Annotated in this window: 22 protein-coding genes; 15 read left to right on the top strand and 7 right to left on the bottom strand. The window is 59.1% G+C overall.

Features of this window, described 5'->3' with window-relative positions; all coding sequences use genetic code 11:
- Positions 1-106: 106 nt before the first annotated feature.
- Positions 107-1,423: an MFS transporter gene (locus HDE75_RS15525; protein WP_183676837.1), complete on the top strand. Its 1,317-nt coding sequence runs from the start codon at positions 107-109 to the stop codon at positions 1,421-1,423.
- A 19-nt stretch (positions 1,424-1,442) separates the two neighbouring features.
- Positions 1,443-2,705 (top strand): glycerate kinase type-2 family protein, encoded by a 1,263-nt coding sequence (locus HDE75_RS15520; RefSeq protein ID WP_221291865.1) that lies wholly within the window; start codon positions 1,443-1,445, stop codon positions 2,703-2,705.
- 17 nt (positions 2,706-2,722) lie between these two features.
- On the opposite strand, the gene HDE75_RS15515 is transcribed toward HDE75_RS15520, so the two are convergent.
- Positions 2,723-3,736: a zinc-binding alcohol dehydrogenase family protein gene (locus tag HDE75_RS15515; protein ID WP_183676839.1), complete on the bottom strand. Its 1,014-nt coding sequence runs from the start codon at positions 3,734-3,736 to the stop codon at positions 2,723-2,725.
- Positions 3,737-3,841: 105 nt separating this feature from the next.
- Between HDE75_RS15515 and HDE75_RS15510 the strand changes: the two genes are divergently transcribed.
- The 4 genes from HDE75_RS15510 (at position 3,842) to HDE75_RS15495 (ending at position 8,832) form a co-directional block, all read left to right on the top strand.
- On the top strand, positions 3,842-4,756 hold the full coding sequence (locus tag HDE75_RS15510) for a LysR family transcriptional regulator (protein ID WP_183676840.1): 915 nt from the start codon (positions 3,842-3,844) through the stop codon (positions 4,754-4,756).
- A gap of 110 nt (positions 4,757-4,866) precedes the next feature.
- Positions 4,867-6,408: a DUF1800 domain-containing protein gene (locus tag HDE75_RS15505; protein ID WP_183676841.1), complete on the top strand. Its 1,542-nt coding sequence runs from the start codon at positions 4,867-4,869 to the stop codon at positions 6,406-6,408.
- 14 nt (positions 6,409-6,422) lie between these two features.
- The gene (locus tag HDE75_RS15500) at positions 6,423-7,613 is read left to right on the top strand and encodes a DUF1501 domain-containing protein (protein WP_183676842.1); all 1,191 of its coding nucleotides are present in this window, start codon (positions 6,423-6,425) and stop codon (positions 7,611-7,613) included.
- 100 nt (positions 7,614-7,713) lie between these two features.
- Entirely contained in the window at positions 7,714-8,832 is a 1,119-nt protein-coding gene (locus HDE75_RS15495) for an AI-2E family transporter (RefSeq protein ID WP_183676843.1), read from the top strand.
- Positions 8,833-8,925: 93 nt separating this feature from the next.
- Here HDE75_RS15495 and HDE75_RS15490 read toward each other — a convergent pair whose 3' ends face one another.
- Positions 8,926-9,150 (bottom strand): hypothetical protein, encoded by a 225-nt coding sequence (locus HDE75_RS15490; protein WP_183676844.1) that lies wholly within the window; start codon positions 9,148-9,150, stop codon positions 8,926-8,928.
- Between the two features lie 170 nt (positions 9,151-9,320).
- On the opposite strand from HDE75_RS15490, the gene HDE75_RS15485 reads away from it, so the two are divergent.
- The 8 genes from HDE75_RS15485 to HDE75_RS15450 all read left to right on the top strand — a co-directional run bounded on the left by HDE75_RS15485 (position 9,321) and on the right by HDE75_RS15450 (position 16,801).
- Positions 9,321-10,061: a phosphatase PAP2 family protein gene (locus tag HDE75_RS15485; RefSeq protein WP_260174093.1), complete on the top strand. Its 741-nt coding sequence runs from the start codon at positions 9,321-9,323 to the stop codon at positions 10,059-10,061.
- 8 nt (positions 10,062-10,069) lie between these two features.
- Entirely contained in the window at positions 10,070-10,990 is a 921-nt protein-coding gene (locus tag HDE75_RS15480) for a diacylglycerol/lipid kinase family protein (RefSeq protein WP_409254919.1), read from the top strand.
- 1 nt (position 10,991) lies between these two features.
- The gene (locus HDE75_RS15475) at positions 10,992-11,810 is read left to right on the top strand and encodes a metallophosphoesterase family protein (protein WP_183676845.1); all 819 of its coding nucleotides are present in this window, start codon (positions 10,992-10,994) and stop codon (positions 11,808-11,810) included.
- Between the two features lie 533 nt (positions 11,811-12,343).
- Positions 12,344-12,496 (top strand): hypothetical protein, encoded by a 153-nt coding sequence (locus HDE75_RS15470; RefSeq protein WP_183676846.1) that lies wholly within the window; start codon positions 12,344-12,346, stop codon positions 12,494-12,496.
- Positions 12,497-12,559: 63 nt separating this feature from the next.
- On the top strand, positions 12,560-12,700 hold the full coding sequence (locus HDE75_RS15465) for a class IIb bacteriocin, lactobin A/cerein 7B family (RefSeq protein WP_183676847.1): 141 nt from the start codon (positions 12,560-12,562) through the stop codon (positions 12,698-12,700).
- 69 nt (positions 12,701-12,769) lie between these two features.
- Positions 12,770-13,117: a hypothetical protein gene (locus HDE75_RS15460; protein ID WP_183753016.1), complete on the top strand. Its 348-nt coding sequence runs from the start codon at positions 12,770-12,772 to the stop codon at positions 13,115-13,117.
- A gap of 201 nt (positions 13,118-13,318) precedes the next feature.
- Positions 13,319-14,626 carry an HlyD family secretion protein gene (locus HDE75_RS15455; RefSeq protein ID WP_183676848.1) on the top strand — a complete coding sequence of 436 codons (1,308 nt, stop codon included), beginning with the start codon at positions 13,319-13,321 and terminating at the stop codon, positions 14,624-14,626.
- 39 nt (positions 14,627-14,665) lie between these two features.
- Complete coding sequence (locus HDE75_RS15450; RefSeq protein ID WP_183676849.1) at positions 14,666-16,801, top strand: peptidase domain-containing ABC transporter; 2,136 nt, start codon at positions 14,666-14,668, stop codon at positions 16,799-16,801.
- Between the two features lie 14 nt (positions 16,802-16,815).
- Here the strand turns inward: HDE75_RS15450 and cls are convergent, their stop codons facing one another.
- Together cls and HDE75_RS15440 are read right to left on the bottom strand one after the other, a co-directional pair.
- Positions 16,816-18,207, bottom strand: a complete 1,392-nt coding sequence (cls, locus tag HDE75_RS15445) for a cardiolipin synthase (protein ID WP_183676850.1) — start codon at positions 18,205-18,207, stop codon at positions 16,816-16,818.
- Positions 18,204-20,312: a site-specific recombinase gene (locus tag HDE75_RS15440; protein ID WP_183676851.1), complete on the bottom strand. Its 2,109-nt coding sequence runs from the start codon at positions 20,310-20,312 to the stop codon at positions 18,204-18,206. Before HDE75_RS15440 ends, cls begins: the two co-directional genes overlap by 4 nt.
- Before the next feature lie 324 nt (positions 20,313-20,636).
- On the opposite strand from HDE75_RS15440, the gene HDE75_RS15435 reads away from it, so the two are divergent.
- Entirely contained in the window at positions 20,637-21,725 is a 1,089-nt protein-coding gene (locus HDE75_RS15435) for a porin (RefSeq protein WP_183676852.1), read from the top strand.
- Between the two features lie 127 nt (positions 21,726-21,852).
- Here the strand turns inward: HDE75_RS15435 and HDE75_RS15430 are convergent, their stop codons facing one another.
- The 3 genes from HDE75_RS15430 to HDE75_RS15420 form a co-directional block, all read right to left on the bottom strand.
- Positions 21,853-22,401, bottom strand: a complete 549-nt coding sequence (locus tag HDE75_RS15430) for a DUF3617 domain-containing protein (RefSeq protein WP_183676853.1) — start codon at positions 22,399-22,401, stop codon at positions 21,853-21,855.
- Between the two features lie 81 nt (positions 22,402-22,482).
- A complete protein-coding gene (locus tag HDE75_RS15425) occupies positions 22,483-24,030 on the bottom strand; it encodes a TerC family protein (RefSeq protein WP_183676854.1) in 1,548 nt (515 codons plus the stop codon).
- A 95-nt stretch (positions 24,031-24,125) separates the two neighbouring features.
- Complete coding sequence (locus HDE75_RS15420) at positions 24,126-24,437, bottom strand: hypothetical protein (RefSeq protein ID WP_183676855.1); 312 nt, start codon at positions 24,435-24,437, stop codon at positions 24,126-24,128.
- Between the last annotated feature and the right edge of the window lie 156 nt (positions 24,438-24,593).

Below are 24,593 nucleotides of genomic sequence, written 5' to 3'. Positions count from 1 at the left end.
TAATCTTTATAAATATTCTTTTTCATGCATCTGCACGATGACGATAAGTGACGGCGATTGTACGATGGCCTGAGCAGATTCCATAAAAAATACACCGGAGACACTCATGGCCCCCATTCAAGGCGCAGCCACAGCCACAGACCAGGTGCGCGAGGGCGCATACCGTAAGGTCACCTTGCACCTGATACCGTTCATCTTCATTTGCTACCTGTTCAATTACCTGGACCGTGTCAACGTGGGCTTTGCCAAGCTGCAAATGCTCGATGCCTTGCAATGGAGCGAAAGCGTGTATGGCCTGGGCGCGGGTATCTTCTTTATCGGCTACGTCGCCAGCGGTGTGCCCAGCAACTTGCTGTTGCACAAGCTGGGCGCGCGCAAGGTCATCGGCACCCTGATGATTGCCTGGGGCATTGCTTCGGCGTGTTTGATGTTCGTCACCACGCCGTCCGCCTTTTATATCTTGCGCTTTATTACCGGTATGTTCGAGGCGGGTTTCTTTCCCGGCATCGTGCTGTATTTTACGAACTGGTATCCGGCCTCGCGCCGTGGCCGCATCATGGGCCTGTTCATGTCGGCGATTCCTATTTCCGGCTTGCTGGGCAGCCCCTTGTCGGGCTGGATGATGGAGTTCTTTGCCGACCATCACGGCTTGGCCGGCTGGCAATGGATGTTCTTGCTGCAAGGCATACCGACCGTCGTGCTGGGCTTGCTGGTGTATGTGCTGCTCAATGACGGCATTCCTCAAGCCAAGTGGCTGAGCACGGAAGAAAAGCGCTTGCTGCTGGCTGACCTGGACGACGATGAACGCCAGCGCCGCGCTGGCGTGGGTACGGTCGACAGCTTTGCCAGCGTCTTGAAAAATGGCCAGGTGTGGATGCTGGGCCTGGTGTATTTCTGCATCCAGATGGGCGTGTATGCGATCAACTTCTGGCTGCCCACCATCGTCAAGTCGCTCGGTTACGCCAGCCCCGTCACGGTGGGCTGGATCAGCGCGATTCCCTACCTGTGCGCCAGCATCTTCATGATCTGGGTGGGCCGTTCGGCCGACCGCCACAAGGAACGCCGCTGGCACTTGAGCGGCCCGTTGCTGATGGCGCTGTGCGGCTTGATGCTGGCGACGCAAGCGCATGGCAACGTGGTGATCGCCATCATCGGCCTCTCCCTGGCGACCATGGGCGTCTTGTCGGGCTTGCCCATGTTCTGGCCCTTGCCGACCGCCTTTTTGGGCAGCGCAGCGGCGGCCGGCGGCCTGGCCTTGATCAATTCACTGGGCCAGATCGCCGGTTTCGTCAGCCCGTTTTTGGTCGGCTGGATCAAGGATGCGACGGGCAGCACCGATGTGGCCCTGTATATCCTGTCGGCCGTATTATTGCTGGGGGCCATGCTGGTGCTGCGCGTGCCGGCCAAGACCGTCAACCGTTAATCAGTATTGCAAGGATTTCATGATGAGCACTCCACAAGCCTTGCTGAAAGCCATGTTCAGCGCCGCCATCGAGGCGGCGCAACCGTCGCACTGCGTGCCGCCCCATTTGCCAGCCGTGCCCAAGGGCCGCTTGATCGTGATCGGCGCCGGCAAGGCCTCGGCCGCCATGGCGCAAGCCGTGGAACGGCACTGGCCGGGGCCGCTATCGGGCCTGGTCGTCACGCGCTACGGTTACGCCGTGCCTTGCCAGCGCATCGAAATCGCCGAAGCGGCGCACCCGGTGCCCGACGCGGCCGGCATGGAGGCGGCGCGCCGCATCCTGGCGCTGGTCAGTAATTTGAGTGCCGACGATACTGTGCTGTGCCTGATTTCGGGCGGCGGCTCGTCCTTGCTGGCGCTGCCGCTCGATGGCGTCACCTTGGAAGACAAGCAAGCCCTGAACCGGGCCTTGCTGGTGTCGGGCGCCAGCATCGGTGAAATGAATTGCGTGCGCCGCCATTTGTCGGCGATCAAGGGTGGCCGCCTGGCGGCCGCCTGTTTTCCGGCGAAAGTGGTGACCCTGGCGATATCGGACGTGCCAGGCGACAAGCTGGGCGATATCGCTTCTGGCCCCACGGTGGGCGACGCCACCACCTGCGACGATGCGCTGGCCATCGTGCGCCGCTATGGCATCAGCTTGCCGGACAGCATACGCGCCGTGCTGGAAAGCGGCCGCGGCGAATCGGTCAAGCCCGAAGATCCACGCCTGGCAAACACGCACACCACCCTGATCGCCACGCCGCAAATGGCGCTGGAAGCAGCCGCTGCTGTGGCGCGCGCGGCTGGCGTGACGCCGTATATCCTGGGCGATAGCCTGGAAGGTGAAGCGCGCGAGGTGGGCAAGGTGATGGCGGGTATGGCGCAGCAAGTGGCGCGGCGCGGCCAGCCGTTTGCTACGCCCTGCGTCTTGTTGTCGGGCGGCGAAACCACCGTCACCGTGCGCGGCCATGGCCGCGGCGGGCGCAACGTGGAATTCCTGCTGGCCCTGGGCATCGCGCTCGATGGCGAGCCGAACGTATTTGCGCTGGCAGGTGATACGGACGGCGTCGATGGACAGGAAGATATCGCTGGTGCGGTGCTGGCGCCAGACACCCTGCAGCGCGCCTGGTCGCTGGGTATCAAACCGCGCGACAGCCTGGACGACAACGATGGCCACGGCTTCTTCCAGGCGCTGGGCGACGCCGTGATCACAGGCCCGACATTGACGAATGTCAACGATTTCCGGGCCATCCTGATCAGATGATGCTTTAGAACCCTGCCTTAAAAACCTTCCAGCACAATCTTGCCCTTGGCCGTATTGCTTTCCAGCAAAGCGTGCGCGCGCTTGAGGTTCGCTGCGTTGATGGCGCCGAAGCGTTCGGCCACGGTGGTCTTGATGGTGCCCGCGTCGACCAGTTGCGCCAGTTCATTGAGCAATTCATGCTGCTTGATCATGTCTGGCGTCTGGAACAGGGAACGAGTAAACATCAGTTCCCAGTGTAGCGAGACGCTCTTGCCCTTGAACTTGCGCACGTCGATGTGCTCGGGGTCGTCGATCAGGGCAAACTTGCCTTGCGGAGCGATCAGCTCGACGATCTGGTCGAAATGGCTGTCGGTCTGGTTCAGGCTAATCACATAATCGACGGGCGGCAAACCCAGGCGCGTGATTTCAGCGGCCAGCGGTTTGCTGTGGTCGATCACGTGGTGCGCGCCCAATTCTTTCACCCAGGCCGAGGTATCGCTGCGCGACGCCGTGCCGATGATGGTGACGCCTGTCAATTGGCGCGCCAGTTGCACCAGCACCGAGCCGACGCCGCCAGCGGCACCGATTACCAGCAGGGACTTGCCGGTAAGATTTTTGTCGCGGCTGATCTGCAGGCGCTCGAACAGCAATTCCCAGGCGGTAATCGCAGTCAGCGGCAGCGCGGCGGCCGCTGAGAAATCGAGACTGGCTGGCATATGGCCGACGATGCGCTCATCGACCAACTGGAACTCGCTATTGCTGCCGGGGCGGTTGATCGCGCCCGCGTACCAGACCTTGTCGCCCACCTTGAACAGGCTTGCGTCCGGGCCGATGGCGGTCACCACGCCGGCCGCATCCCAGCCCAGCACTTCCGGCTGGCCATCTTTCGGCTGGCGGTTCTTGCGCACCTTGGTGTCGACCGGGTTGACGGAAATAGCGTGTACGGCGACCAGCAGGTCGCGGCCCGTGGCGGCGGGCGTGGGCAATTCGATATCGAGCAGGGAGTCGGCATCGGTAATGGGCAGGCTGTGATGGTAGGCAATGGCTTTCATGCGGATCCTTGAATAAGAAAGAAGAGTGGATGACGTATGATGGTTTGTTTTCTTTCAAAGAAAAAGATGGCACGTACCGAAACACTTTCAAAGGAATCCTGAAAATTGCTGAGACTCGATGACTTGCAGGTATTTGTGTGCACGGCCGACCGGGGCAGCCTGTCGGCGGCCGCGCGCGAGGTGGGTATTTCGCCTGCCCTGGCCAGTGCCGCCGTCAAGCGCCTGGAAGGGGAATTGGGGCTGCGCCTGCTGGCCCGCACCACGCGTTCGCTGAGCCTGACGCCGGAAGGCACGCAATATATCGAGCATGCCAGGGAAGCGCTGCGGGTGCTGCGCGCGGGCCGTGACGCCTTGCTGGCCGATAAGGACAGTTTCGGCGGAACCTTGAAAATCGCCATGCCTTCCGATCTGGGCCGCAACACCATGCTGGGCTGGCTCGATGCATTTCAGTTGCGCCATCCCAAGCTGCAGTACCAGCTCAGCGTCAGCGACCGGGTAGCCGACATGGTGCGCCAGCAAGTCGATATTGCCTTGCGCTACGGCCAGCAAGATGATTCGAGCATGGTCGCCATGCCGATTGCGCCCGCCAATGACCGGGTGCTGGTGGCGTCCCCGGCTTATCTGCGTGTACATGGTCCGCTGCTGTCGGTGGATGACTTGCAGCATCACAACTGTTTGCGTTTCGCACTGGAAGACGGCTTGCATGACCGCTGGACTTTTTACCGCTTGCCGCAGCGCGAACAAGTCACCGTGCAAGTGAGCGGCAACCGCAGCGCCGACGATGCCGACCTGGTGCGCCGCTGGGCCGTGGCGGGACTGGGCATTGCCTATAAATCGCGGCTGGACTTGTCGGCCGACCTGGCCGCCGGCCGCTTGCAACTGCTGCTGCCCGAGGTGGCGGGTGAGCCGACGCCCTTGCACCTGGTCTGCACGCACCGGGCGCAAGTGACGCCGTTGGTGTTGCAGTTGCGCGATTTCTTGCGCGAACAGTGTGCTGCAGCGTCTGCGCCGTGGCTGTAATATTGCTTTAAAAGCATTATTGATTACATCTCGTTGCAAATGGCAATCATGCGCAGGTCAACCGGAGAGTACGCTCAGGCATTCTGGTTGAAACCGCTTGAAGGATCGCCATGTTCAACACCCGCCTGTTTTCCGCCACCCTGATTTCATCGGCCTTTCTGGCCGGCTGCGCTACCACGCCGCCGCCGGCAGCCATGGCTGTTCATCCAGATAATCCTGCGCACAATATTGCCATGCTGGAACGTATCAGCTGGGGCGTGAATGGCAGCAGCGTGCGCCAGATGCAGCGTGAAGGCTGGGATCGTTACCTGCAGGAGCAATTGCATCCAGGCAAGGTGGTCTTGCCGGCCAGCATACAGGCGCAGATCGATGCCATGACCATCAGCCAGGTGCCGCTCGATCAGTTGGTGATGCAAGTCGAGCAGCGCCGCAAGGATGCCAGCGCGGTGGCTGACGATGCCGCCAAGCAGCAGGCGCAGCAGGAATATCAGCAGGAAATGAACCGCCTGGCCCGCGAAGCGGCTACGCGCTCGCTGTTGCTCGATGTGTATGCACCGAATCAGCTGCAGCAGCAGATGAGCTGGTTCTGGCTCAATCATTTTAGTGTGCACCAAGGCAAGCATAATCTGCGCGCCATGGTAGGTGATTACGAGGCCAATGCCATTACGCCGCATGCGCTGGGCAAGTTCCGCGATTTGCTGTCGGCCACCGTCCATCATCCGGCGATGCTGCGCTATCTGGACAATGAGGCCAATGCCGCCAACCGCATCAATGAAAATTATGCGCGTGAACTGATGGAACTGCATACCCTGGGCGTGAACGGCGGCTACAGCCAGAAGGATGTTCAGGAACTGGCCCGCATCCTGACGGGCGTGGGCGTCAATCTGGGCCCCGATACGCCCAAGGTCAAACCGGCGCTGCAAGCGCAATATGTGCGCCGGGGCTTGTTTGAATTCAATCCGAACCGCCACGACTATGGCGACAAGCAATTCCTGGGGCAAACGGTGAAAGGGCGCGGCCTGGCCGAGCTGGACGAAGCGCTGGACCGCCTCAGCCGCAGCCCTGCCACGGCCCATTTCATCAGCGCCAAGCTGGCCCAGTATTTTGTAGGCGACACGCCGCCCGAAATCCTGGTGGAGCAGATGGCGCAAACCTTTCAGCGCACGGATGGCCTGATTTCAGCCGTGCTGCAAACCATGTTTTCCAGTAAAGAATTCCAGCAATCGCTGGGCCACAAGTTCAAGGACCCGATGCAGTATGTGGTCTCGGCCGTGCGCCTCAGTTATGACGACAAGCCGATTTTGAACGCGGGGCCGATGCTGAACTGGCTGTCGCGCATGGGCGAACCGCTGTACGGGCGCCAGACGCCGGACGGTTATCCGCTGATTGAAAGCGCCTGGGCCAGCCCGGGGCAAATGAATACGCGTTTTGAAATTGCCCGCACCATCGGTTCGGGCAGTGCCGGCCTGTTCAAGACGGATGGCCCGCAGCCGCAAGAGAAAATGGCCTTCCCGCAATTATCGAACGCCCTGTACTTCCAGTCGCTGCAAGCTACCCTGAGTCCGGCCACCCGGCAGGCGCTGGACCAGGCGGCCTCGCCGCAGGAGTGGAACACTTTCTTGCTGTCATCCCCAGAGATGATGCATCGCTAATCGAAAGGAATGTCATGAAACGCCGTGATCTCTTAAAAGCGCTGGCCGCCGCGCCCCTGTTCAGCCATGCGGGCAATTTGCTGGCCGCGCCCGCCACGAATGCCAAGCTGCTGTTTGTCTTCTTGCGGGGAGGCTATGACGCCAACAACCTGCTGGTGCCCATCGGCAGCGATTTTTATTATGCGGCGCGGCCCAATATCGCCATCCCCAGGCCTGGCGCAGAAAATGGCGCGCTGGCCCTGAATGCCGACTGGGCGCTGCATCCGGCCTTGCGCGACACGATTTATCCGCTGTTCAATAGTGGCGAAGCAGCCTTTGTGCCGTTTGCGGGCACGACCGATTTGACGCGCAGCCACTTTGAAACGCAGGATACGATAGAACTGGGGCAAAGCCTCGATGGGCGCCGCGATTTCCGCTCGGGCTTCATGAACCGGCTGGCGCAAAGCCTGAATGCCGACAAGACCAGCCGCGCCATTTCCTTTACCGACCAGTTGCCGCTGATTTTCCAGGGCGGCGCGCAAGTGCCGAACATGGCGCTGCGCTCGCTGGGCAAGTCTGGTATCGATGAGCGGCAAAGCAAGATTATTTCTGCCATGTACCAGAACACGTCCTTGCAAAAGCCCGTCAGCGAAGGCTTTGTGGTGCGCGACGATGTGATGAAGGAGTTGAGCGGCGAGATGCAGGCGGCTAACCGCAACGCCATCAGTACCAAGGGTTTTGCACTGGAAGCGCAGCGTATCGCCAAACTGATGAAAGACAAGTACAACATCGGCTTTGTCGACGTGGGCGGCTGGGATACGCACGTGGGGCAGGGCGCGGGCACCGGTTATCTGGCGGGACGCTTCGATGAGCTGGGGCGTGGCCTGGCGGCGTTTTCGCAGGAAATGGGGAGCGAATGGCGCAATACCGTGGTGGTCGTCGTCAGCGAATTTGGCCGCACCTTCCGCGAAAACGGCAACCGGGGTACGGACCACGGCCATGGCAGCGTGTTCTGGGTACTGGGCGGCGGCATACGCGGCAAGCAGGTGGCGGGCGAGCAGGTAGCGATCAGTCAGCCTAACCTGTTCCAGAACCGCGACATGCCGGTGCTTAATGAGTATCGCTCTGTGCTGGGCGGCTTGCTGCAGCGCACCTTCAGCCTGAGCACGGCGCAGCTCGACCACGTGTTTGCGGGCGCCAAACCGGTGCAGCTGGGCGTGGTGTAGCTTTCATCATGCCCGTGTTACGCTACGCCTGCGCGATCGTCGCGTAGCATAGCTTAACTTTAGCCGGCCACTTTTTGGTGCCGGGCATGAATGGATGTATATGAGCGATACCCAGCGCGATATTCAGCGAGATATCGTCAGCGCAGGCTTTTCCCTGGCCCTGATCGCCTTGACGGCGTTTGTGATGCAGCGCTTTTTCCTGCCGCTGGTATGGGCTGGTATTTTATGCGTGGCGACCTGGCCACTTTACTTGCGGATGCGCGCTGCGCTGGGGCAGCGGCCCATCATCGCGGCCGCCTTGCTGACCCTGGCGTCGGCCTGCATCTTTATCATCCCCGTGCTGCTGGGCCTGGCGCAAGCGGCGCGCGAAATGCCCGTGCTGGCCAATTTCATCGTCAATGCCAATATGAATGGTTTGCCCGTGCCTGGCTGGACGGCGAATATTCCGCTGGCCGGCAGCGCCATCAGTGATTGGTGGCAAGCCACCCTGAGCCAGCCCCATGGCTTGGGCCACCTGCTGGCGGGCGGCGCCGTGGGCGGTTTTCATTCGGCGCGCGATATCTTGCGCGTCTTCGGCACCGACGTGTTTCACCGCCTGGTCGATTTCGGCCTGGCTTTTTTGTGCCTGTTCTTCTTTTACAAGGATGGCGAAGCGCTGACGCGCCAGATCACTGCCTTGGGCAGTCATTTCCTGCGCCCTGAGCGCTGGGGCCGCTATGCGCAAAAAGTCCCGACCGCCATCCGCGCCACCGTCAATGGCCTGGTGCTGGTGGGTCTGGCCGAGGGCGCGCTGATCGGCGTAGCCTATGTGATCACAGACTTGCCATCGCCCGTACTATGGGCGTTTGCCACCGGCATCCTGGCCATCATTCCGTTTGGCGCACCGCTGGCCTATTTGTGCGCAGCCGCCTTGCTGCTCGTGCAAGGCAGCGTGGGCGGCGCCATCGGCGTAGCCGTCTGGGGCACGGTGGTGCTGTTCGTGGCTGACCATTTCGTGCGCCCAGGCATGATCGGCAACGCTACCCGCTTGCCCTTCCTGGCAGTCCTGTTCGGTATCCTGGGTGGCGTGGAAACCCTGGGCCTGGTGGGCCTGTTTATCGGCCCGGTAGTGATGGTGCTGTTTGTTACCCTGTGGTACGAAGCCAATGTGTTTGACCTGGCACCGGCTCCTGTGCAGAAAACACCTGCCAGCCCGGCCGCACCGGAACGCACGCAGTAATGAGGGGTCGGCCAAGCGCTGTTGCTGTTGACCGGTACTGGAGCGTGGCGAAAGCGGCCGGATGGCGGTGGGGCTTTCTCGATGAAAGCCCGCTTAATGCGCCTTGGACAGGATGAGGAGCCAGCGGCGCATCAGCAGCACTTCAACATACCCCGGCTCGATGCCCGTGCCGCACTCGATCAGGGGATTGACCGTGTAGTAGCGCTTGCGAAAGTCGCGGCAGACGAGGATTTCGCGCTTGCCCATGCGGACCAGGAAAGAGCTTGGGGCATATTCCAGGCCGAAACGTGGGCCAAAACCGCTATTCAATGTTGCCATGACAATTCCTTTGAGGGAGATGTGTTGAACGAGTCATCAGAATAGCATAACTACTGTATGAAAACACAGTGACTGTATGAATAAACAGTAGTTTTTACATTTCTGTGGTTTTTCGATCAGCAGGCAATGAGCAGTTTGCACCACCACCATGACACGGGAATGACAAGGAGATGAGTACAAGCATGAGCACGCGCTGGAGCTCGCGACTGCGCCGTTTCGTGGCGGCGCGCCTGTCGCCCGAAGGTCAACTGGGCTTGCACCTGACGGTAGGTGTGGCCCTGATGCTGCTCGCCATGGTGGTATTCCACGAGATTGCCGAAGCCGTGATGGGCGCCGGGCAGATCACGGTCATCGATCTGCAGGTGGCGCACTGGTTCAACCGGCATGCGCTGCCCTGGCTGACATCTTTCCTGCTGGTGTACACCGATCTGCATGGCGTGCTGGGCGCCCTGGTGCTGACGGCCTTGCTGGCTTGGTATTTTTACCGCCAGCGCGCCAGCTACTGGTTGTTTACTTTATTGATCTGCGTGCCGGGCGTCATGATACTCAACGTCCTGTTAAAGTCGGTTTTCGGACGCCTGCGGCCCAGCTTTGAGCAGCCACTGCTGCAAAGGGTGCTTGAGTCCTACAGCTTTCCCAGTGGCCATACGGCCACCTCGACGGCGCTGTATGGCGTGCTGGGCGCCTACCTGATTTGCCGCACCGCGCCAGGCGCCTGGGGTAAGCGCACCGCCATCGCGCTGCTCGCCTTTTTGATGGCGGCGCTGGTCGGCTTCAGCCGCATTTACCTGGGTGCGCATTATTTGAGCGATGTGCTGGCGGCGATGGCCGAGAGCGCCGGCTGGCTGGCCATCTGTATTGCCGGCGTGTCGACTCTGCGCCGCCGCCGGGCTATTCGTCCAACCAAATAAGGAGATCCATCCTGTCCACAGTCGCCGTCATCATCAACGCTGCCGCCGGTTGCGGTTATGCATCCGATTGGGTCCAGCAGCTGGAAGAGCAATTCGTGGCCGTGGGACTCGACGCGGCCATCACCCTGGCCACCAGTGGCGCAGAAATGATGGCTACGGCCGATCAGGCGCTGGCAGACGGCGTCGATATCGTGGTGGCGGGTGGCGGCGATGGCACCATCAACGCCGTCGCCTCCGTGGTGGTAGAGAAGGGCCAGGGCACGCGCTTTGGTGTCTTGCCGCTGGGCACCTTGAACCATTTCGCCAAGGACTTGAATATCCCCCTCGACCTCGATGCCGCCATCGCCAACATCGCCAGCGGTATGGCCGTGCCCGTCGATGTGGGCGAAGTCAACGACCGCATCTTTTTGAATAATTCCAGCCTGGGCCTGTATCCCGACATTGTGCGCGACCGCGAAAAGCAGCAGCGCCGGCTGGGGCGGGGCAAGTGGCTGGCCTTCAGCTGGGCCCTGGTCGCCGCGCTGCGCCGCTATCCCTTCCTCAACGTGCAACTGAGCCTGAATGGCGAAGTGCATGCGCGGCGCACGCCGTTCGTGTTTATCGGCAATAACGAATATTTGATGGAGGGCTTGACCATCGGCGAACGCGAACGGCTCGATGGTGGCCGGCTGAGCCTGTACGTGGCGCAGCGCCCAGGCCGCCTGGGGCTGGTGAGGCTGGCGCTGCACGCCTTGTTCGGCAAGTTGTCGCAAGCTAAGGATTTCGATGTGCTGACGGCCACCGAGATGGAGATTGCCACCCATCACCGGCGCTTGCGCGTGGCCACCGATGGCGAAGTGACGGTGATGAATACGCCGCTGCGCTATCGCCTCCGACCTGCCGCGCTGCAGGTGATCGTGCCAGTCTCGTCCTTGAAAGTGCAGGTCTGACATGCGCACCATCGTGCATCTGTCGGACCTGCACTTCGGCCGCGTCGATGCTGCGCTGCTGGCACCGCTGCGCGCGCTGGTCGAGCGCCTGGAGCCAGACGTGGTGGTGGTCTCGGGCGACCTGAGCCAGCGCGCCCGCAGCGCTGAATTTATCGCCGCGCGGCATTTTCTCGACAGCTTGCCTGGTCCGCAGATCGTCGTGCCGGGCAACCACGACGTGCCGCTGTACAACGTGTTCAGCCGCTTTTTGACGCCGCTGCGCAAATACCGCCAGCATGTGACGGCCGACCTGTCGCCCGAATACGTGGATGAAGAAATTGCCGTGCTGGGCATCAACACGGCCCGCTCGCTGACCTTCAAGGATGGCCGCATCAGCCACGAACAAATCGATGCGCTACGTACGCGCCTGGGCCAATTGCCGCAAGGCTTGACGCGCATCATCGTCACCCACCATCCGTTTGACTTGCCCGCCAATTTCAATGCCAAGGACCTGGTCGACCGCGCGCCGCTGGCGCTGGCCATGTTCGCCGAATGCGGCGTCGATTTGTTGCTGGCCGGTCATCTGCACGCCAGCGTGGCTGGCAACACGGCCGAGCGCTACAAGATAGACGGCTACGCAGCCCTGATGGTGCAAGCGGGCACGGCCACCTCAACGCGGGGCAGGGGAGAATCGAATTCCTTTAATGTGCTGCGCGTGGAAGCGGGCAACATCCGTGTCGAGCGCTATGGCTGGAACGAGGAAAGCCGCGATTTTGAAAAGGTCAGTACGGAAGCGTTCGAGCGCACGGGGGGAGTATGGACCAGTCAAAGACCGTTGTAGAGCGTAATTGTTTAGTTTTGTCTGATCATATTCAGTTCCGAGTCAAAGCCGTGGTTGATGAATTGATCGTCTGCTTTTCACCGCCATCGTCCTATTGAGTAAAGCTTTACCATCGTCACATTCCACAACTGGCCATGAGTGCACCTCGAATAACCCTCGTTTCTTAAAATCGCCTCGTTACGAATCAACAGCTTACGGGCCGGGCAAGGCTGAAAAAGTAGGTTTTTCGAGGTGCTCATGAGTGTAAAGGTGTCAATCTGAGATGTGAATATTTCGGGAATTTTGACTTTTCAAGTAGTCTCTTAGCATTGGAAGTGTCTCTGTGATCTTATCGGAGAGATGTGAGATGTATTTATTTTTTGTAAAAAATATTTCAGGGATCTATTGACTTAATTATTGATTTTGTTGTCTAATGAAGTTGCCATAAGGAAAATTATTTTCTCCTCTTATGGATATACTTGTTCCTATAATATAGTCTTGGGAAGCATTTTTTAATATCTACTTTTTGAAGTTCTGATCGTATAGGAAAAGAAATGGTTGAATTAAGTTTGGTAGAAGTGGATTGTGTTAGTGGTGCAGGAGAAGGCTCAGCTTCAGAACGTCTTGGCGAGGCAATCGGTAGTGCTGCTCGTTGGGTTTGGGATAATATGCCAAGAATGCATCCGAATTCTGAAATTTACGCATAAGAGAAATTCTTAGCGCCAGGTATTAATTCATTTAGAAATTTATTTATCGTAAGTGAGGCTATTATGCAAGAACTGAAATTCGACGAAGTTGAACAAGTGTCCGGTGGTTTTCTTCCTTACGTAGCCTTGGCGATTGCTATCATCGTAGGTGCTGAGCAATTGGAAGATTTTGGTCGTGGCCTCTATAATGGTTGGAACAAGTAAGATCAATTATTACAAATAGTGGTAAATTTCAAGCCTCCCTAGTTTTTAGGGAGGTTTTTAGATTGGACGATGATGAAATATTTTCATGTTGCGGTAAATTTAGTTATTGTATTTTTTTTCCTATCCTTATCGGCAGAAGTTTTTCATGGTCTATTCGGAAGTTTTGAAAATATTAATTTTTTGTCATTTTTTGAAATTATTGGTGTTTTATTTTTATTTCTGTTTTTGTATTTTTTTGTTCGGAAGATAGTTAATTGCAGAAAACTGCCTTCCATCTATGCTGCGTGGGCATTGATTTTTATTATTTTTTCATTTTTGGGCGTGTTTCAAATCGGTGTCGCCACACAAAATATTATTAGCATGATTCTTATGTTTTTATTTTGTTATGGAATTTTTCGTAAAATTAATAATGAATAAATTTGTGCGTATTTCAAAGGGTTTAGGAACACTGTCAAGTGCTTACTTTATGCTTTAGATAGTATAGATCAGGGTTGATTTGTACTTGTTCTTGAGAATACCCGTCATGACATCGATCGTAATATCGATTGTCTTTCTACGTTCTATGGTTGCATTTTTGCTCACCAGTTAGGGGCAACATATTTCTGAAAGTAATTCAGTTTGCGTGATCAATCTGGAATTTCCACATCAACAGCAAGCCCAGCGCTTCCGGTACGGCCGCTCTTCCGCCAGCAAGCCATCGAGCACCTGAGCAGCAAGCAATATGGCACGGTGATCCTGGCGCGGCCGGTCAGCCATCTGTTTCTGACTTTGCTGTTCCTGGCGATAGCGCTCGCCATCATCGCTTTCTTTATTTTCTTCAGCACCACCCGCAAGGCGCAGTCGCAAGGTGTGCTGGTGCCGACCAGTGGTGTGATCCGCGTGATGCCGGGCCAGGCTGGCGTGATCACGGGGGTGCGCGTGAAGGAGGGGCAGACGGTGAAGGCGGGCGAGGTGCTGTTCGTGCTGTCGGGCGAACGCAGCAGTAGCAATGCCGGGGCGCCGCAGCAAGTGGTGTCGAACTTGCTGAAGAGTCGGCGCGATAGTTACGACCAGGAATTGAAGCAGTCGGGCTTGCAGGCGCGCCAGCGCATTGCGGCGGCGCAACGGCGGGCCAGCGACCTGGCGGCGGAGATAAACCGCATGGATGGGCAAATTGTGCTGCAACAGCGGCGTATCGCACTGGCCGAGCAATCCTACAAACGTTATAGCGAGTTGAACGCCACCAATTACATTTCTGCGGCGCAGCTGCAAGACAAGCAGGCAGAATTGCTGGACCAGCACCAGCGGCTGGCCGAGTTGCAGCGCATTCAATCGGCCAGCGGCCGCGACCTGGCCAGCGCCGAAGCGGACGTGCGCGATTTGCAGGTGCAGGCGCAGCGCGATACGGAAGGTTTGCAGCGTAATGTATCCGCCGTCGAACAGGATTTGACGGAAAACGAGGCGCGCCGCGAAATCCAGGTGCGCGCCTTGCAGGATGGCATGGTGACGGCGATTACCACCGAGCTGGGCCAGACAGTTGGGACCAACAGCATCCTGGCGTCTGTGCTGCCGGCCGGCGCCGAGCTGGAAGCAGAAATCTATGCGCCGTCGCGCTCGGTCGGCTTCATCAAGCCGGGCATGCAGGTGCTGCTGCGCTACCAGGCTTATCCTTACCAGAAATTCGGCCAGTATCCGGCCCAGGTGCGCGAAGTGGCCAGCACGTCCTTGCGGCCGGAAGAGCTGGCCGTGCCCGGCGCCGTCAGCGGCACCAATGGCGAACCTTTGTATCGCATCCGTTTGAAATTGCAGCGCCAGAGCGTGCAGGCGTATGGCGAAACCTTGCCCCTCAAATCGGGCATGCAAGTCGACGCCAGCGTGCTGCTGGAACAGCGCCGCCTGTATGAATGGGTGCTGGAACCGCTGTTCAGTATTTCCGGGCGTTTATAAGCGTCTCCTTAACTTTTACCTCACTGACGTCTGCATTCCATGCATTTTCCTGATCTCGCCCACCTGTCGTTCTGGCGCAGCAAGCGTCTGCCGGTCCTGCTGCAAACGGAGGCTGCCGAGTGCGGCCTGGCTTGCCTGTCGATGGTAGCCAGTTACTGGGGCCACCAGATCGATATTTCCAGCATGCGCCGGCGTTTCTCCGTGTCACTGAAAGGCGTGACCCTGAAGGGGCTGATGGCCATGGCGCAAGGCCTGGCACTGCACACACGGCCTTTGAAGCTGGACATGCAGCATCTGCCCGAGCTGAAACTACCGGCGATCTTGCATTGGAACTTGAATCACTTCGTGGTGCTGAAATCCGTTTCCGGCAGCCATGCAGTGATCCACGATCCCGGTGTCGGTGAACGGCGCTTGCCCTTGAGCGAGGTCGCCAAGCATTTTACGGGCGTGGCGCTGGAACTGACGCCCACCGCCGATTTTAAAAAGGCGGAAGAAAAACAGCATTTTTCGCTACTGTCGCTGATGGGCCGCGTGGTCGGCTTCAGGCGAGGTTTGCTGCAATTGCTGGTGCTGGGTCTGGCCTTGCAGGTGTGCGCGCTGGTGGCGCCGTTTTATATGCAGTGGCTGGTCGATGAGGCGTTGCTGGCGGCCGACCGCGATTTGATCACTGTACTCGGCTGCGGCTTTTTGCTGCTGGTACTGGTACAAACGGCGATCGGCGCCGTACGTTCCTGGATTACCACCGTGCTGGCCACCAATCTGAACTTGCAATGGTTGGGCAATGCCTTTGCCCACTTGCTGAAACTGCCGCTGCCATACTTCGAGAAGCGCCACACGGGCGATATCGTCTCGCGCTTCAGTTCCATCCAAACCATGCAGCGCAGCCTGACCACGCAATTTGTCGAAGGTGCGATCGATGGCGTGCTGGTGCTGGCTACCCTGGGCATGATGCTGTTCTACAGCCCGCTGCTGGCCGGCGTGGCGTGCATCGCGGTTCTTCTGTACATCTTGTTGCGCTGGGCCATCTTCAAGGCCTTGCGCGAAGCCAATGCCGAGCAAATTATCCATGCTGCCAAACAACAGACGCATTTCCTGGAATCGGTGCGTGGCATCCAGAGCATCCGTCTGTTCGGCCGCAGCGAAGAACGCCGCGCCAGCTGGATGAATGCGCTGGCCGACCAGTTCAATGCCGACCTGCGCATCGCCAAACTATCCGTGTCTTACCAGACCGCCAATACGCTCTTGTTCAGTGCCGAACGGGTGATCGTGATCTGGATGGCGGCCCTGGCCGTGCTGGATAACCGTTTTTCAGTCGGCATGCTGTTTGCTTTCATCAGCTATAAAGACCAGTTCAGCCAGCGCATGGCCAGCCTGGTCGACAAATTGTTTGAGTTGCGCATGCTGCGCCTGCATGGCGAACGGGTAGCCGATATCGTGCTGACGCAGGCGGAGGTGGACGGCAACGATGTGGAAATCGACATCGAGCACATTACGCCATCGATCGAGATCCGCAACCTGGGCTTCCGCTACGCCGATAGCGAACCGATGATCTTGAGCGGACTGAACCTGAGCATTCCTGCCGGCCAGTGCATCGCCGTCACCGGCCCGTCTGGCTGTGGCAAAACGACCTTGATGAAATTGCTGCTGGGTTTGCTGGAGCCTACCGAAGGCGAGATCCTGATCGGCGGCGTCCCGTTAGGCAGCCTGGGCATGGCGAACTACCGCCAGTTGCTGGGCACGGTGATGCAGGAAGACACCCTGTTCGCCGGTTCGATTGCTGACAATATCAGTTTCTTTGCCCCCTCACCGAACCCGCAGCAAGTCCAGGCTTGCGCCCAGCTGGCCGCCGTGCAGGCCGAAATCGCCGCCATGCCGATGGGCTTCAATACCCTGGTGGGCGATATCGGCAGCGGCCTGTCCGGTGGCCAGAAGCAGCGTATCTTGCTGGCGCGCGCGCTGTATAAAAACCCGAAATTGCTGGTGCTCGACGAGGCGACCAGCCACCTGGATGTGTGGAATGAAAAAGCCGTCAATGCGGCGATTCAACAAATCCCATTGACGCGTGTGATCGTGGCGCACCGCCCGGAAACCATTGGCATGGCGCAGCGTGTAGTGGTGCTGCAACAGGGCAAGGTGGTGCAGGATGTATTACAGGAAACGAAGGAGGCAGCGTAGCTGATCGCGCCAGCCTATAGCCAGTAATTCATGAAACGGGCCGACCATTCCTTGATGCGGTCCGACAGCGGCCGTGCTTCCCATTTCGCCTTGGTAATCTCTTCCGAGTCGCGCAAGTCTTCCTGAAAGGCGTTTTCCATTTCGCGCCCGAAACTGTCACCGAGTACCACAACGTTCAGCTCGCTGTTGTGCAGGAAGCTGCGCATGTCGATATTGGTCGAGCCGACCGTCGACCAGGCGCCGTCGATGACGGCCGTCTTGGCGTGCAGCACGGCCAGTTTCAAGTGAAAGATGCGGATGCCGCCGGCCAGCAGCTGGTCGTACAGGGCATGGCCGGCGTGAAACACCAGGCCGCTGTCTGATACGCCGGGCAACACCACTTTCACATCCACGCCCCGCTGGGCGGCGGCGATCAGGGCTGCGACCGTTTGCTCATCGGGCACGAAATAGGCGGAGGTGATGTGGATCGATTTTTTCGCTTCCTGGATCGCCAGGATGTAGGCCTTGTAGATTTCAAAGCCGCCGCCCGGTTCGCTGGCCACCACGCGCACCAGCTTGTCGCCCACTTCCGAGAGCACGGGGAAATAATTGCCGTCTGGCAGGTCGGCCGCATCCTGCTGGGCCCAGGTGCGGATGAACAGCCACTGGAAGGCGGCCACGGCCGGGCCTTCGACTTTGACATGGGTATCGCGCCAGCCCACGTCGCTCTTGTCCTTGTCCTTGGATTTGGAGCGGAACAGCGAGCTCTTGGCGTAGGTGTCGCTGATATTGATGCCGCCCGTAAAGGCCATCTTGCCGTCGACGATCAGCACCTTGCGGTGGTCGCGGTTATTGATTTTCCATTCGTCGCCGCGCAGCTTGGCCGGGTTGACGGGGTTGAAGGCCACCAGGTGCACGCCGGCCGCGCGCATGCGGTCAAAGAACGCTTGCGGCACGCCAATGGTGCCCACGCTATCGTAGATCACGTTGACGGTCACGCCCGCCTGCTGCTTTTCGATCAGCATGTCGGCAAACTTCAGGCCCAGCGGGTCCTGGTCGAAGATATAGGTTTCCAGGTTGATGCTGCTCCTGGCTTCGCTGATAGCCTTGAACATTTCCGCCATGGTTTGCGGGCCGTCAAACAGCAGGGTGACTTTGTTGCCCTTGATCAAGGGCACACCGGTGGCCGCTTCTTCCAGCGCGGCCTGGGTTTTCAAATCCATGCCAGACTTGGCCCAGCGCTTGTTGAGCAGGGCGGCCCGGCTGTTGACGCTGAGCACGGCGCCCTTGCCCGTGATCACCTTGGGCGTGGCGGCCGGCTCCAGCTCGGTATTGAGGTTTTTAACATTGGGCAAGGAGGCGCATGCGCTCATGATCCAGCACAGCAGGATCAAGGGAAAACAAGATCGCATGCGCCTCTTTGTCATTTGTGGCCTCTGGGTGGTGATGCACCGGCCGATTCATCAGCCAGCGCCGGTGGCGGCGGATTTTTACTGCCGAAGAAGAAGGTGATGGGCGACCTCAGGAAGCGTTTGCCGAGGATCTTCAGCAATTGCACGCCATGCTTGAAGCGCACCTGGCGCGAACGCAGTGCCACCCACAGTGCCAGGCCGAAGCTGACCAACAGGTTGGCCGTGCCGATGGCAAAGATGCCCGACAGCGACTTGACTGCCAGTTGCCAGCTCATGTGGTGGTCGAGTCCTACCAGGGCGGTGGCGAAGTTGGCTGCCGAAAAGGTGATGTGGCGGATATCGATGGGCAGGCCGACCAGGAAACCCAGCGTGCCTATGGTGCCCAGCAAGATACCGAAGTAGAAGTTACCCATCAAGCCACCGAGGTTGTTTTCCAGATACAGGCCCAGGCGCTGCAGCCTTTCCTGGCCGATCACGCGGCCCAGGCCACGCAATTGCGCGATGCGCTGGGCCCAGCGCGTGTACAGGGCCTGGTTGTCATAATAGCCTGAAATCAAGCCGGCCACGAACAGGCACACGCCGGCGATCATGGCGTACAGCACGGCTGGCGTGCCGATAGGGTCTATATCGTGCAGCAAGTGCATGGCCTTGTCGGGCGACACCAGGTGATGGCCGGTGATCGCCTTGTAACCGAGCGCGATCAGCCACGCCGTGGGAATCGCCGTGGCCAGGTTGCCCAGCACGGCCATGTTTTGCGTGCGGAACACCTTGGTGATCAGCTCAGCCATGCTGTCGAGGTCGATATTCCTGCCATCCTTGCTGTGCAGGCCGGCGGCGATGCGCGAGGCCGTCATGGCCGGCTGCTTGGTGGCCACCGTAAAGTGCAGCAAGTGGATGAACATGAAGCCGACCGAATAATTCATGCTGAACATGAACGCTTCGACCAGTGGCGCCGAGCGCAAATACGACATCAATATCTTGAACAGGGCCATGAAGCCGATGATCACGCCGGCGCCGGCCGACGAGAGGAACATGCCGCCCATCTCGCGGCGGTTTTCCGCGATGTAGTGTTCACCCGTGCGGCTGGCGTTTTCCGTCACGTTACGGGCCAGCAAGTTGATATTGTCGGAAAACAGGTCGCTGACTTTGTACTTGTTGTTGTGCGCGCTGATCAGTTCCAGCGCCAGCGAGACGGCTCCCGCGCGGCGGCGGCTGATGGGGCGCGCATCGAGCAAGTCTTGCGTAGCGTCAATGGTGACGGCGGCGATATCGACATTGGGCGAGCCGGGCAGCTCGCCGCTGGTATCGACCAGGAACAGCAGCTTGCGCAGGCGGTCTATGCTTTGCGCCAGGGCCACCAGCAGATAGGTGAGGGGGATGCTGGTACCCTGGTACAAGGCTTTCTTGCGGATCTTGGCGATCACGGCGTCGCACTGGTCCAGCATCACCAGCAAGTGGCGCGCATCTTCGATCGGCTCCGGGTCGCCGTGCAGCAGCTTGGTGTACGCATCAAGGTAGGCGTTCACTTCCGTATTTTGCACCATGAACGGCGACTGGAAGACTTCAATTTCATTATGGAAACGCGTCAATTCCGGTTCCAGCCCCATCGCGCAGACGCGGTAAGACAGGGTGCGGATGGCATCGAGCATGCCAGGCAGCATGATATTGCCATCGCCCACGGCCAGTTCGATCTCGTCCGCCGTCAGCACGTCGAACAGTTCCAGCCAGTCTGCGGCCGGTACATTGCTGATCCAGATGTAATCGGTCTTCAGGTACAGCACCTGGTCGAGCGCGTCGTTCAGGTATTCATCGCCCAGCGCGGGCGGCAGCATACGGTAGGCGATGCGGCGTTTCAATTCGGTAAAAAAGCCGCTGTTCGAGAGCACGCCGATATCGGTGTAGAGGCTGGCGTGGCGGCGCGCGGCCAGCACGCGCAGCACGTATTCATGCAGGGCGCGGGCTTGGTCGGGGTTGCCTTTCAGTAGTTGGCGCAGGGTGCGCACATTGGCGATGGCGGTGGCGCTGTCGTGCGGGCGCTTGGGACGCAGAGAGTTAAATAATTCCACCAGCAAGTCGATGTTGCTGGTGTAGGGATCAATGCGTTCGAGGATAGCTAGCATGCAGGAAAAACGGGCGAGCCGCTGTCGGTAAAACCAGTAGTGTACCGCCTGTGTCAAATCACGCAACGTTCGGCAACGAACCATGATGGAAGACAGGCTCTGCTTTTTTCCTTATTTTGCAGCAAAAGACGCAATCATGGTCACTATTTGTCTGTTGTCAGCATGCGACGCCTGTTCCGGGGCTAGGCTGGGATTTCTGTTGTACACCGCACAGATTGCTTGCCAAAAAGAGAGGATAACGTGACACTAAGGTCGTAATGCACAGCGTGCTTGATCTTGATCAATACCGGGAAGTTTTCTTTTCACGTTACCGAGATATTTATCATGAAGCCTTCGTATTTCGCGCTTGCTGTGATGGGATTCGGGCCATGTGCGCTATCGGCGCAGGCCCAGACGGGCTCCAATACCACCGTCTATGGGGTGCTCGATGCTGGCATCGTGGCCGAACGCGGTTGCACGGGCGATTGCGCCAGCACCAAGGTCTCGGGCGGTGTCGCTTCCGGCTCGCGCCTGGGCGTGCAGGGCCGCGAAGCCTTGGGTAATGACGTGGCCGCCGTCTACACGCTGGAAGCGGGCGTGCTCAACGATACGGGCCAGTCGGACCAGGATGGCCGCCTGTTCGGCCGCCAGGCGTATGTGGGCCTCGATGGCCGTTTGGGCGCCTTGACCCTGGGCCGCCAGTACAATCCGCAATACCTGGCCCTGACCGATGTGGCCGACCCATTCAAGGGTGGCATGGCGGGCAGCGCCAGCAATCTGGCCGGTTACAGCGTGAAACGCTACGACAATACTGTCAAATATGTCACGCCAGCCCTGCGCGGCATCAGCGCGTCAGCCATCTACAGTTTTGGAGAATCGCCCTACAGCAGCGCGAATAACCGCGCCTATGGCGCCACCATCGGCTACTCGGCCGGCGCCGTGAATATCAGCGTGTCGCACCAGCGCAAGAATAGCCTGATTTTGGCCAGCAGCAGTGCTCCCGCGATCGACATGTCGGCGCGCAACACCTTGGTGGCGGCCAATGTCGACCTGGGAGTGGCAACGGCTTTCGCTGCAGTCGGCGTCAACAAGGGGTACGGCAGTTCGCCATGGGACCCCAGCAATGCCTACAGTTCGCTGGCCCTGTCGATGTCGTCAACCGACAGCCGCGATACTTTACTGGGTGTCGCGGTGCCTGTCGGTCGCGTCAATCTGCTCGCTTCCTATGTGCACAAGGATGACCGCGACCTGGCCAACCGCGACGCTACCCAGTTCGCCGTCGGCCTCACGTATTCCTTATCGAAACGCAGCGATTTCTATGCGTCCTACGCCAAGATCCACAACAAGAACGGCGCCCACTACACTGTGGGCAATGCCAGCGATGCGGGGCGTGGAGACTCTGCATTCAATATGGGCTTCCGCCACGGCTTCTGATGACACCTGACCAAACCTGCTACGCGTCGGTATAGGCGGCCTGCGATGCTCACCGTACCTATCGTACGGTTGCGCTTCTCGGCCACCTCTCCCTTCCGCTCGCGACGGTTTTGTCAGGCGTCGTAAATTAAGGCTTCTGACAGCTGGCGCCCAGCCACTTGCCCGTACTGGCCACGTTCACCTGTTCCGGCGCGCCGCGTGCGCTGGTCGTCACGTTCAATTGCATGCTGAAGGCCTGGTCGCCATTGAACACTACCTTGCCGGTACCGCTCGATTTTGGATTGCTGCAGCTGAACGCCACGTTCATGCCACCGGCTACCGGGACATTATTCGACTGGCAATTTCCGGGTTGGCCGGTGGGAATCTGCTGGCGCGCCGCCATGGCTGGCGTGACGCAGGCTGTCACGCGCACGGCCCCGTCGGCGCCGACCGTTGGCATGGCCACGCCGTTGCTGGCAGCCATGGCTTCCAACTGCTTGCGCTGATCGGGCGGCAAATTACCCAGTTGCTGCAGCACCATGCCCATGGCATTGTCGGTGGCCGCATCGGGCGAGCTCATCTTGTTATCGATTTGCCACAGGCCCGGCTTGATGACGGGCGCTGGTGTCTGGGCGTGGGCCTGGCCGGCCAATACGGCACAGGCCAGCAAGGTCAAACGTAGCGGGGATGGTTGCATCTGGAATCTCCAAAGAATGGCAGCCCCCAGCATACGGTATGGCAAGCGCGGCACGCTTGCCGTTTTGTTACAAGTTGTGATCTAGAGCGTGTTTTCGACCGGAATGCGGCGCACGTCCACGCTGGCGATGCGGCGCTCGTCCGCTTCCAGAATTTCGTAGCGGAAACCATCGAGTTCCAGCACTTCGCCCACCGCCGGCATGTTTTCAAAATGCGCCAGCAGGTAGCCGGCCAGCGAGTTGTATTCGCCATCTTCGCTGACCAGGGTGTCTTTTTCGAACACTTGTTCCAGATAATGCAAGTCCGTCGCCCCGTCGATGCGCCAGTGATTGGTGCCCAGCATTTCCACGTCCGGCTGCTCGTCTTCGTCGGGGAATTCGCCGGCGATCGCTTCGAGGATATCGATCGGCGTGAGCACGCCTTGCACGGTGCCGAATTCATCGACCACCAGCACCAGCTGGCCGCGCGAACGTTTTAGGGTTTCCATGGCTTTCAAGACGCCGGCCGCTTCCGGCATGACGATGGCTTCGCGCATGCTGAGCGGATCGATCTCGCCGTGCGATACCAGGTCCTCGATCAAATCCTTGCTGCGGGCGATGCCGACCACGTTGTCCAGGTCATCATTGCAGACAGGAATCATGCTGTGCGGCGTTTCGCGCAGCAGTTGCAGCATCTTTTCGCTGCTGTCGTTCAGGTTCACCCAGGACACATCGCCGCGCGGCGTCATCACCGAGCGGATCGAGCGTTCCGCCAGGGTCAGCACGCCGCTGACCATATTGCGTTCTTCCACGCCGAAGGCCGAGGTATCGAGCTGCGCCTGCACTTCATGTTCTTCGACCACTTCGCGGCCCTTGCGGCCGCCCAGCAGGCTCAGCACTGCTTGCGCCGTGCGGTCGCGCAGCGGCGTCGACGATTGTAATTTGAGGAAGTTGCGGCGCGCCAGCTGGTTGAAAAATTCGATCACCACCGAGAAACCGATGGCCGCATACAGATAGCCTTTCGGAATGTGGAAGCCCAGGCCTTCGGCGATCAGCGACAGGCCGATCATCAGCAAAAAGCTCAGGCATAGCACGACCACGGTCGGATGGGCGTTCACAAAACGCGTCAGCACCTTGGATGCCATCATCATGACGCCAATGGAAATGATCACGGCAGCCATCATCACGTACAGGTTTTCCACCATGCCCACGGCCGTGATCACGGCGTCGAGCGAAAACACGGCGTCGAGCACGACGATTTGCGCTACCACCAGGCCGAAGCCCGCATACACCTTGGGCCCGGTTTCGGCGTGCGTGACGCCTTCCAGGCGCTCATGCAACTCTGTCGTAGCCTTGAACAGCAGGAACAGGCCGCCGGCCAGCAAGATCAGGTCGCGTCCTGAAAATGAGAATTGCCATATGGAAAAGAGGGGCGTGGTCAGGGTGACCAGCCAGGAAATCAGGGTCAGCAAGCCCAGGCGCATGACCAGCGCCAGGGTCAGACCCAGCACCCTGGCCTTGTCGCGCTGGTGCGGCGGCAGTTTCTCGGCCAGGATGGCGATGAAAATGAGGTTGTCGATGCCCAGTACGATTTCCAGTACGACCAGCGTCAGCAGGCCGACCCAGATTGTCGGGTCAAGTAACCATTCCATGTGTGTAACCTTGTAAATATAAAATCAAAAGTGTCGAGCTTGCCTGGCGGTGCAGTCCATCAGGCGCGAATCATGTCTGAAGCATGCCGGTGTGATCAGTGGCGGACGCGCGGCGGGCGCATGGCCGGCCGCACGTCCGCTTCGGAAAGTGCGCCGGGTCCCGCTTGCCAGATGATGGCGTAAAAGGGCAGTGCCTGGCGCAGCGCGTGCGATGGCGTGATGGGATCGTGATCGTGTTCTTCGGCGCCGCAATGGTCGCCAGTCTGCTGGAAATCTATGGGCGTAACGGTATCGCCGGCTGCAGCAACGGGCTGCAACAGGGCAGGGCTGGCGATCGCCGTGCTGGCGTATGCCTGGGGAAGTACGGTGAAAACAAGAAGGCAGAGCAGGACGAGAGCTCGTCTCATATACAGGCAGATAGTTCTGGAACGGTCGAGTATAACACGCTCACATGACAGCCCCGTGACCAGGGCTTGCGCAAATGGCAAGCATATCGTAAATTGTTGAAGAGTAATAATTTCCCTGGACAGCGAAGACGCAGCGCTGATGCCATGAATATTCTT

The organism is Janthinobacterium silvisoli (assembly GCF_014200725.1).
In the GTDB taxonomy this organism is placed as follows: Bacteria; Pseudomonadota; Gammaproteobacteria; order Burkholderiales; family Burkholderiaceae_D; genus Janthinobacterium.
Note: the sequence above shows the minus strand (reverse complement) of the source record. Positions and strands in the feature narration are given on the sequence as shown.

Bases quoted from the DNA above. Each gene is read 5' to 3' on its own strand.
- HDE75_RS15525 (WP_183676837.1), top strand. From the start codon at position 107: ATGGCCCCCATTCAAGGCGCAGCCACAGCCACAGACCAGGTGCGCGAG.
- HDE75_RS15520 (WP_221291865.1), top strand. From the start codon at position 1,443: ATGATGAGCACTCCACAAGCCTTGCTGAAAGCCATGTTCAGCGCCGCC.
- HDE75_RS15515 (WP_183676839.1), bottom strand. From the start codon at position 3,736: ATGAAAGCCATTGCCTACCATCACAGCCTGCCCATTACCGATGCCGAC.
- HDE75_RS15505 (WP_183676841.1), top strand. From the start codon at position 4,867: ATGTTCAACACCCGCCTGTTTTCCGCCACCCTGATTTCATCGGCCTTT.
- HDE75_RS15500 (WP_183676842.1), top strand. From the start codon at position 6,423: ATGAAACGCCGTGATCTCTTAAAAGCGCTGGCCGCCGCGCCCCTGTTC.
- HDE75_RS15495 (WP_183676843.1), top strand. From the start codon at position 7,714: ATGAGCGATACCCAGCGCGATATTCAGCGAGATATCGTCAGCGCAGGC.
- HDE75_RS15490 (WP_183676844.1), bottom strand. From the start codon at position 9,150: ATGGCAACATTGAATAGCGGTTTTGGCCCACGTTTCGGCCTGGAATAT.
- HDE75_RS15485 (WP_260174093.1), top strand. From the start codon at position 9,321: ATGAGTACAAGCATGAGCACGCGCTGGAGCTCGCGACTGCGCCGTTTC.
- HDE75_RS15475 (WP_183676845.1), top strand. From the start codon at position 10,992: ATGCGCACCATCGTGCATCTGTCGGACCTGCACTTCGGCCGCGTCGAT.
- HDE75_RS15470 (WP_183676846.1), top strand. From the start codon at position 12,344: ATGGTTGAATTAAGTTTGGTAGAAGTGGATTGTGTTAGTGGTGCAGGA.
- HDE75_RS15465 (WP_183676847.1), top strand. From the start codon at position 12,560: ATGCAAGAACTGAAATTCGACGAAGTTGAACAAGTGTCCGGTGGTTTT.
- HDE75_RS15460 (WP_183753016.1), top strand. From the start codon at position 12,770: ATGATGAAATATTTTCATGTTGCGGTAAATTTAGTTATTGTATTTTTT.
- HDE75_RS15450 (WP_183676849.1), top strand. From the start codon at position 14,666: ATGCATTTTCCTGATCTCGCCCACCTGTCGTTCTGGCGCAGCAAGCGT.
- cls (WP_183676850.1), bottom strand. From the start codon at position 18,207: ATGACAAAGAGGCGCATGCGATCTTGTTTTCCCTTGATCCTGCTGTGC.
- HDE75_RS15440 (WP_183676851.1), bottom strand. From the start codon at position 20,312: ATGCTAGCTATCCTCGAACGCATTGATCCCTACACCAGCAACATCGAC.
- HDE75_RS15435 (WP_183676852.1), top strand. From the start codon at position 20,637: ATGAAGCCTTCGTATTTCGCGCTTGCTGTGATGGGATTCGGGCCATGT.
- HDE75_RS15430 (WP_183676853.1), bottom strand. From the start codon at position 22,401: ATGCAACCATCCCCGCTACGTTTGACCTTGCTGGCCTGTGCCGTATTG.
- HDE75_RS15425 (WP_183676854.1), bottom strand. From the start codon at position 24,030: ATGGAATGGTTACTTGACCCGACAATCTGGGTCGGCCTGCTGACGCTG.
- HDE75_RS15420 (WP_183676855.1), bottom strand. From the start codon at position 24,437: ATGAGACGAGCTCTCGTCCTGCTCTGCCTTCTTGTTTTCACCGTACTT.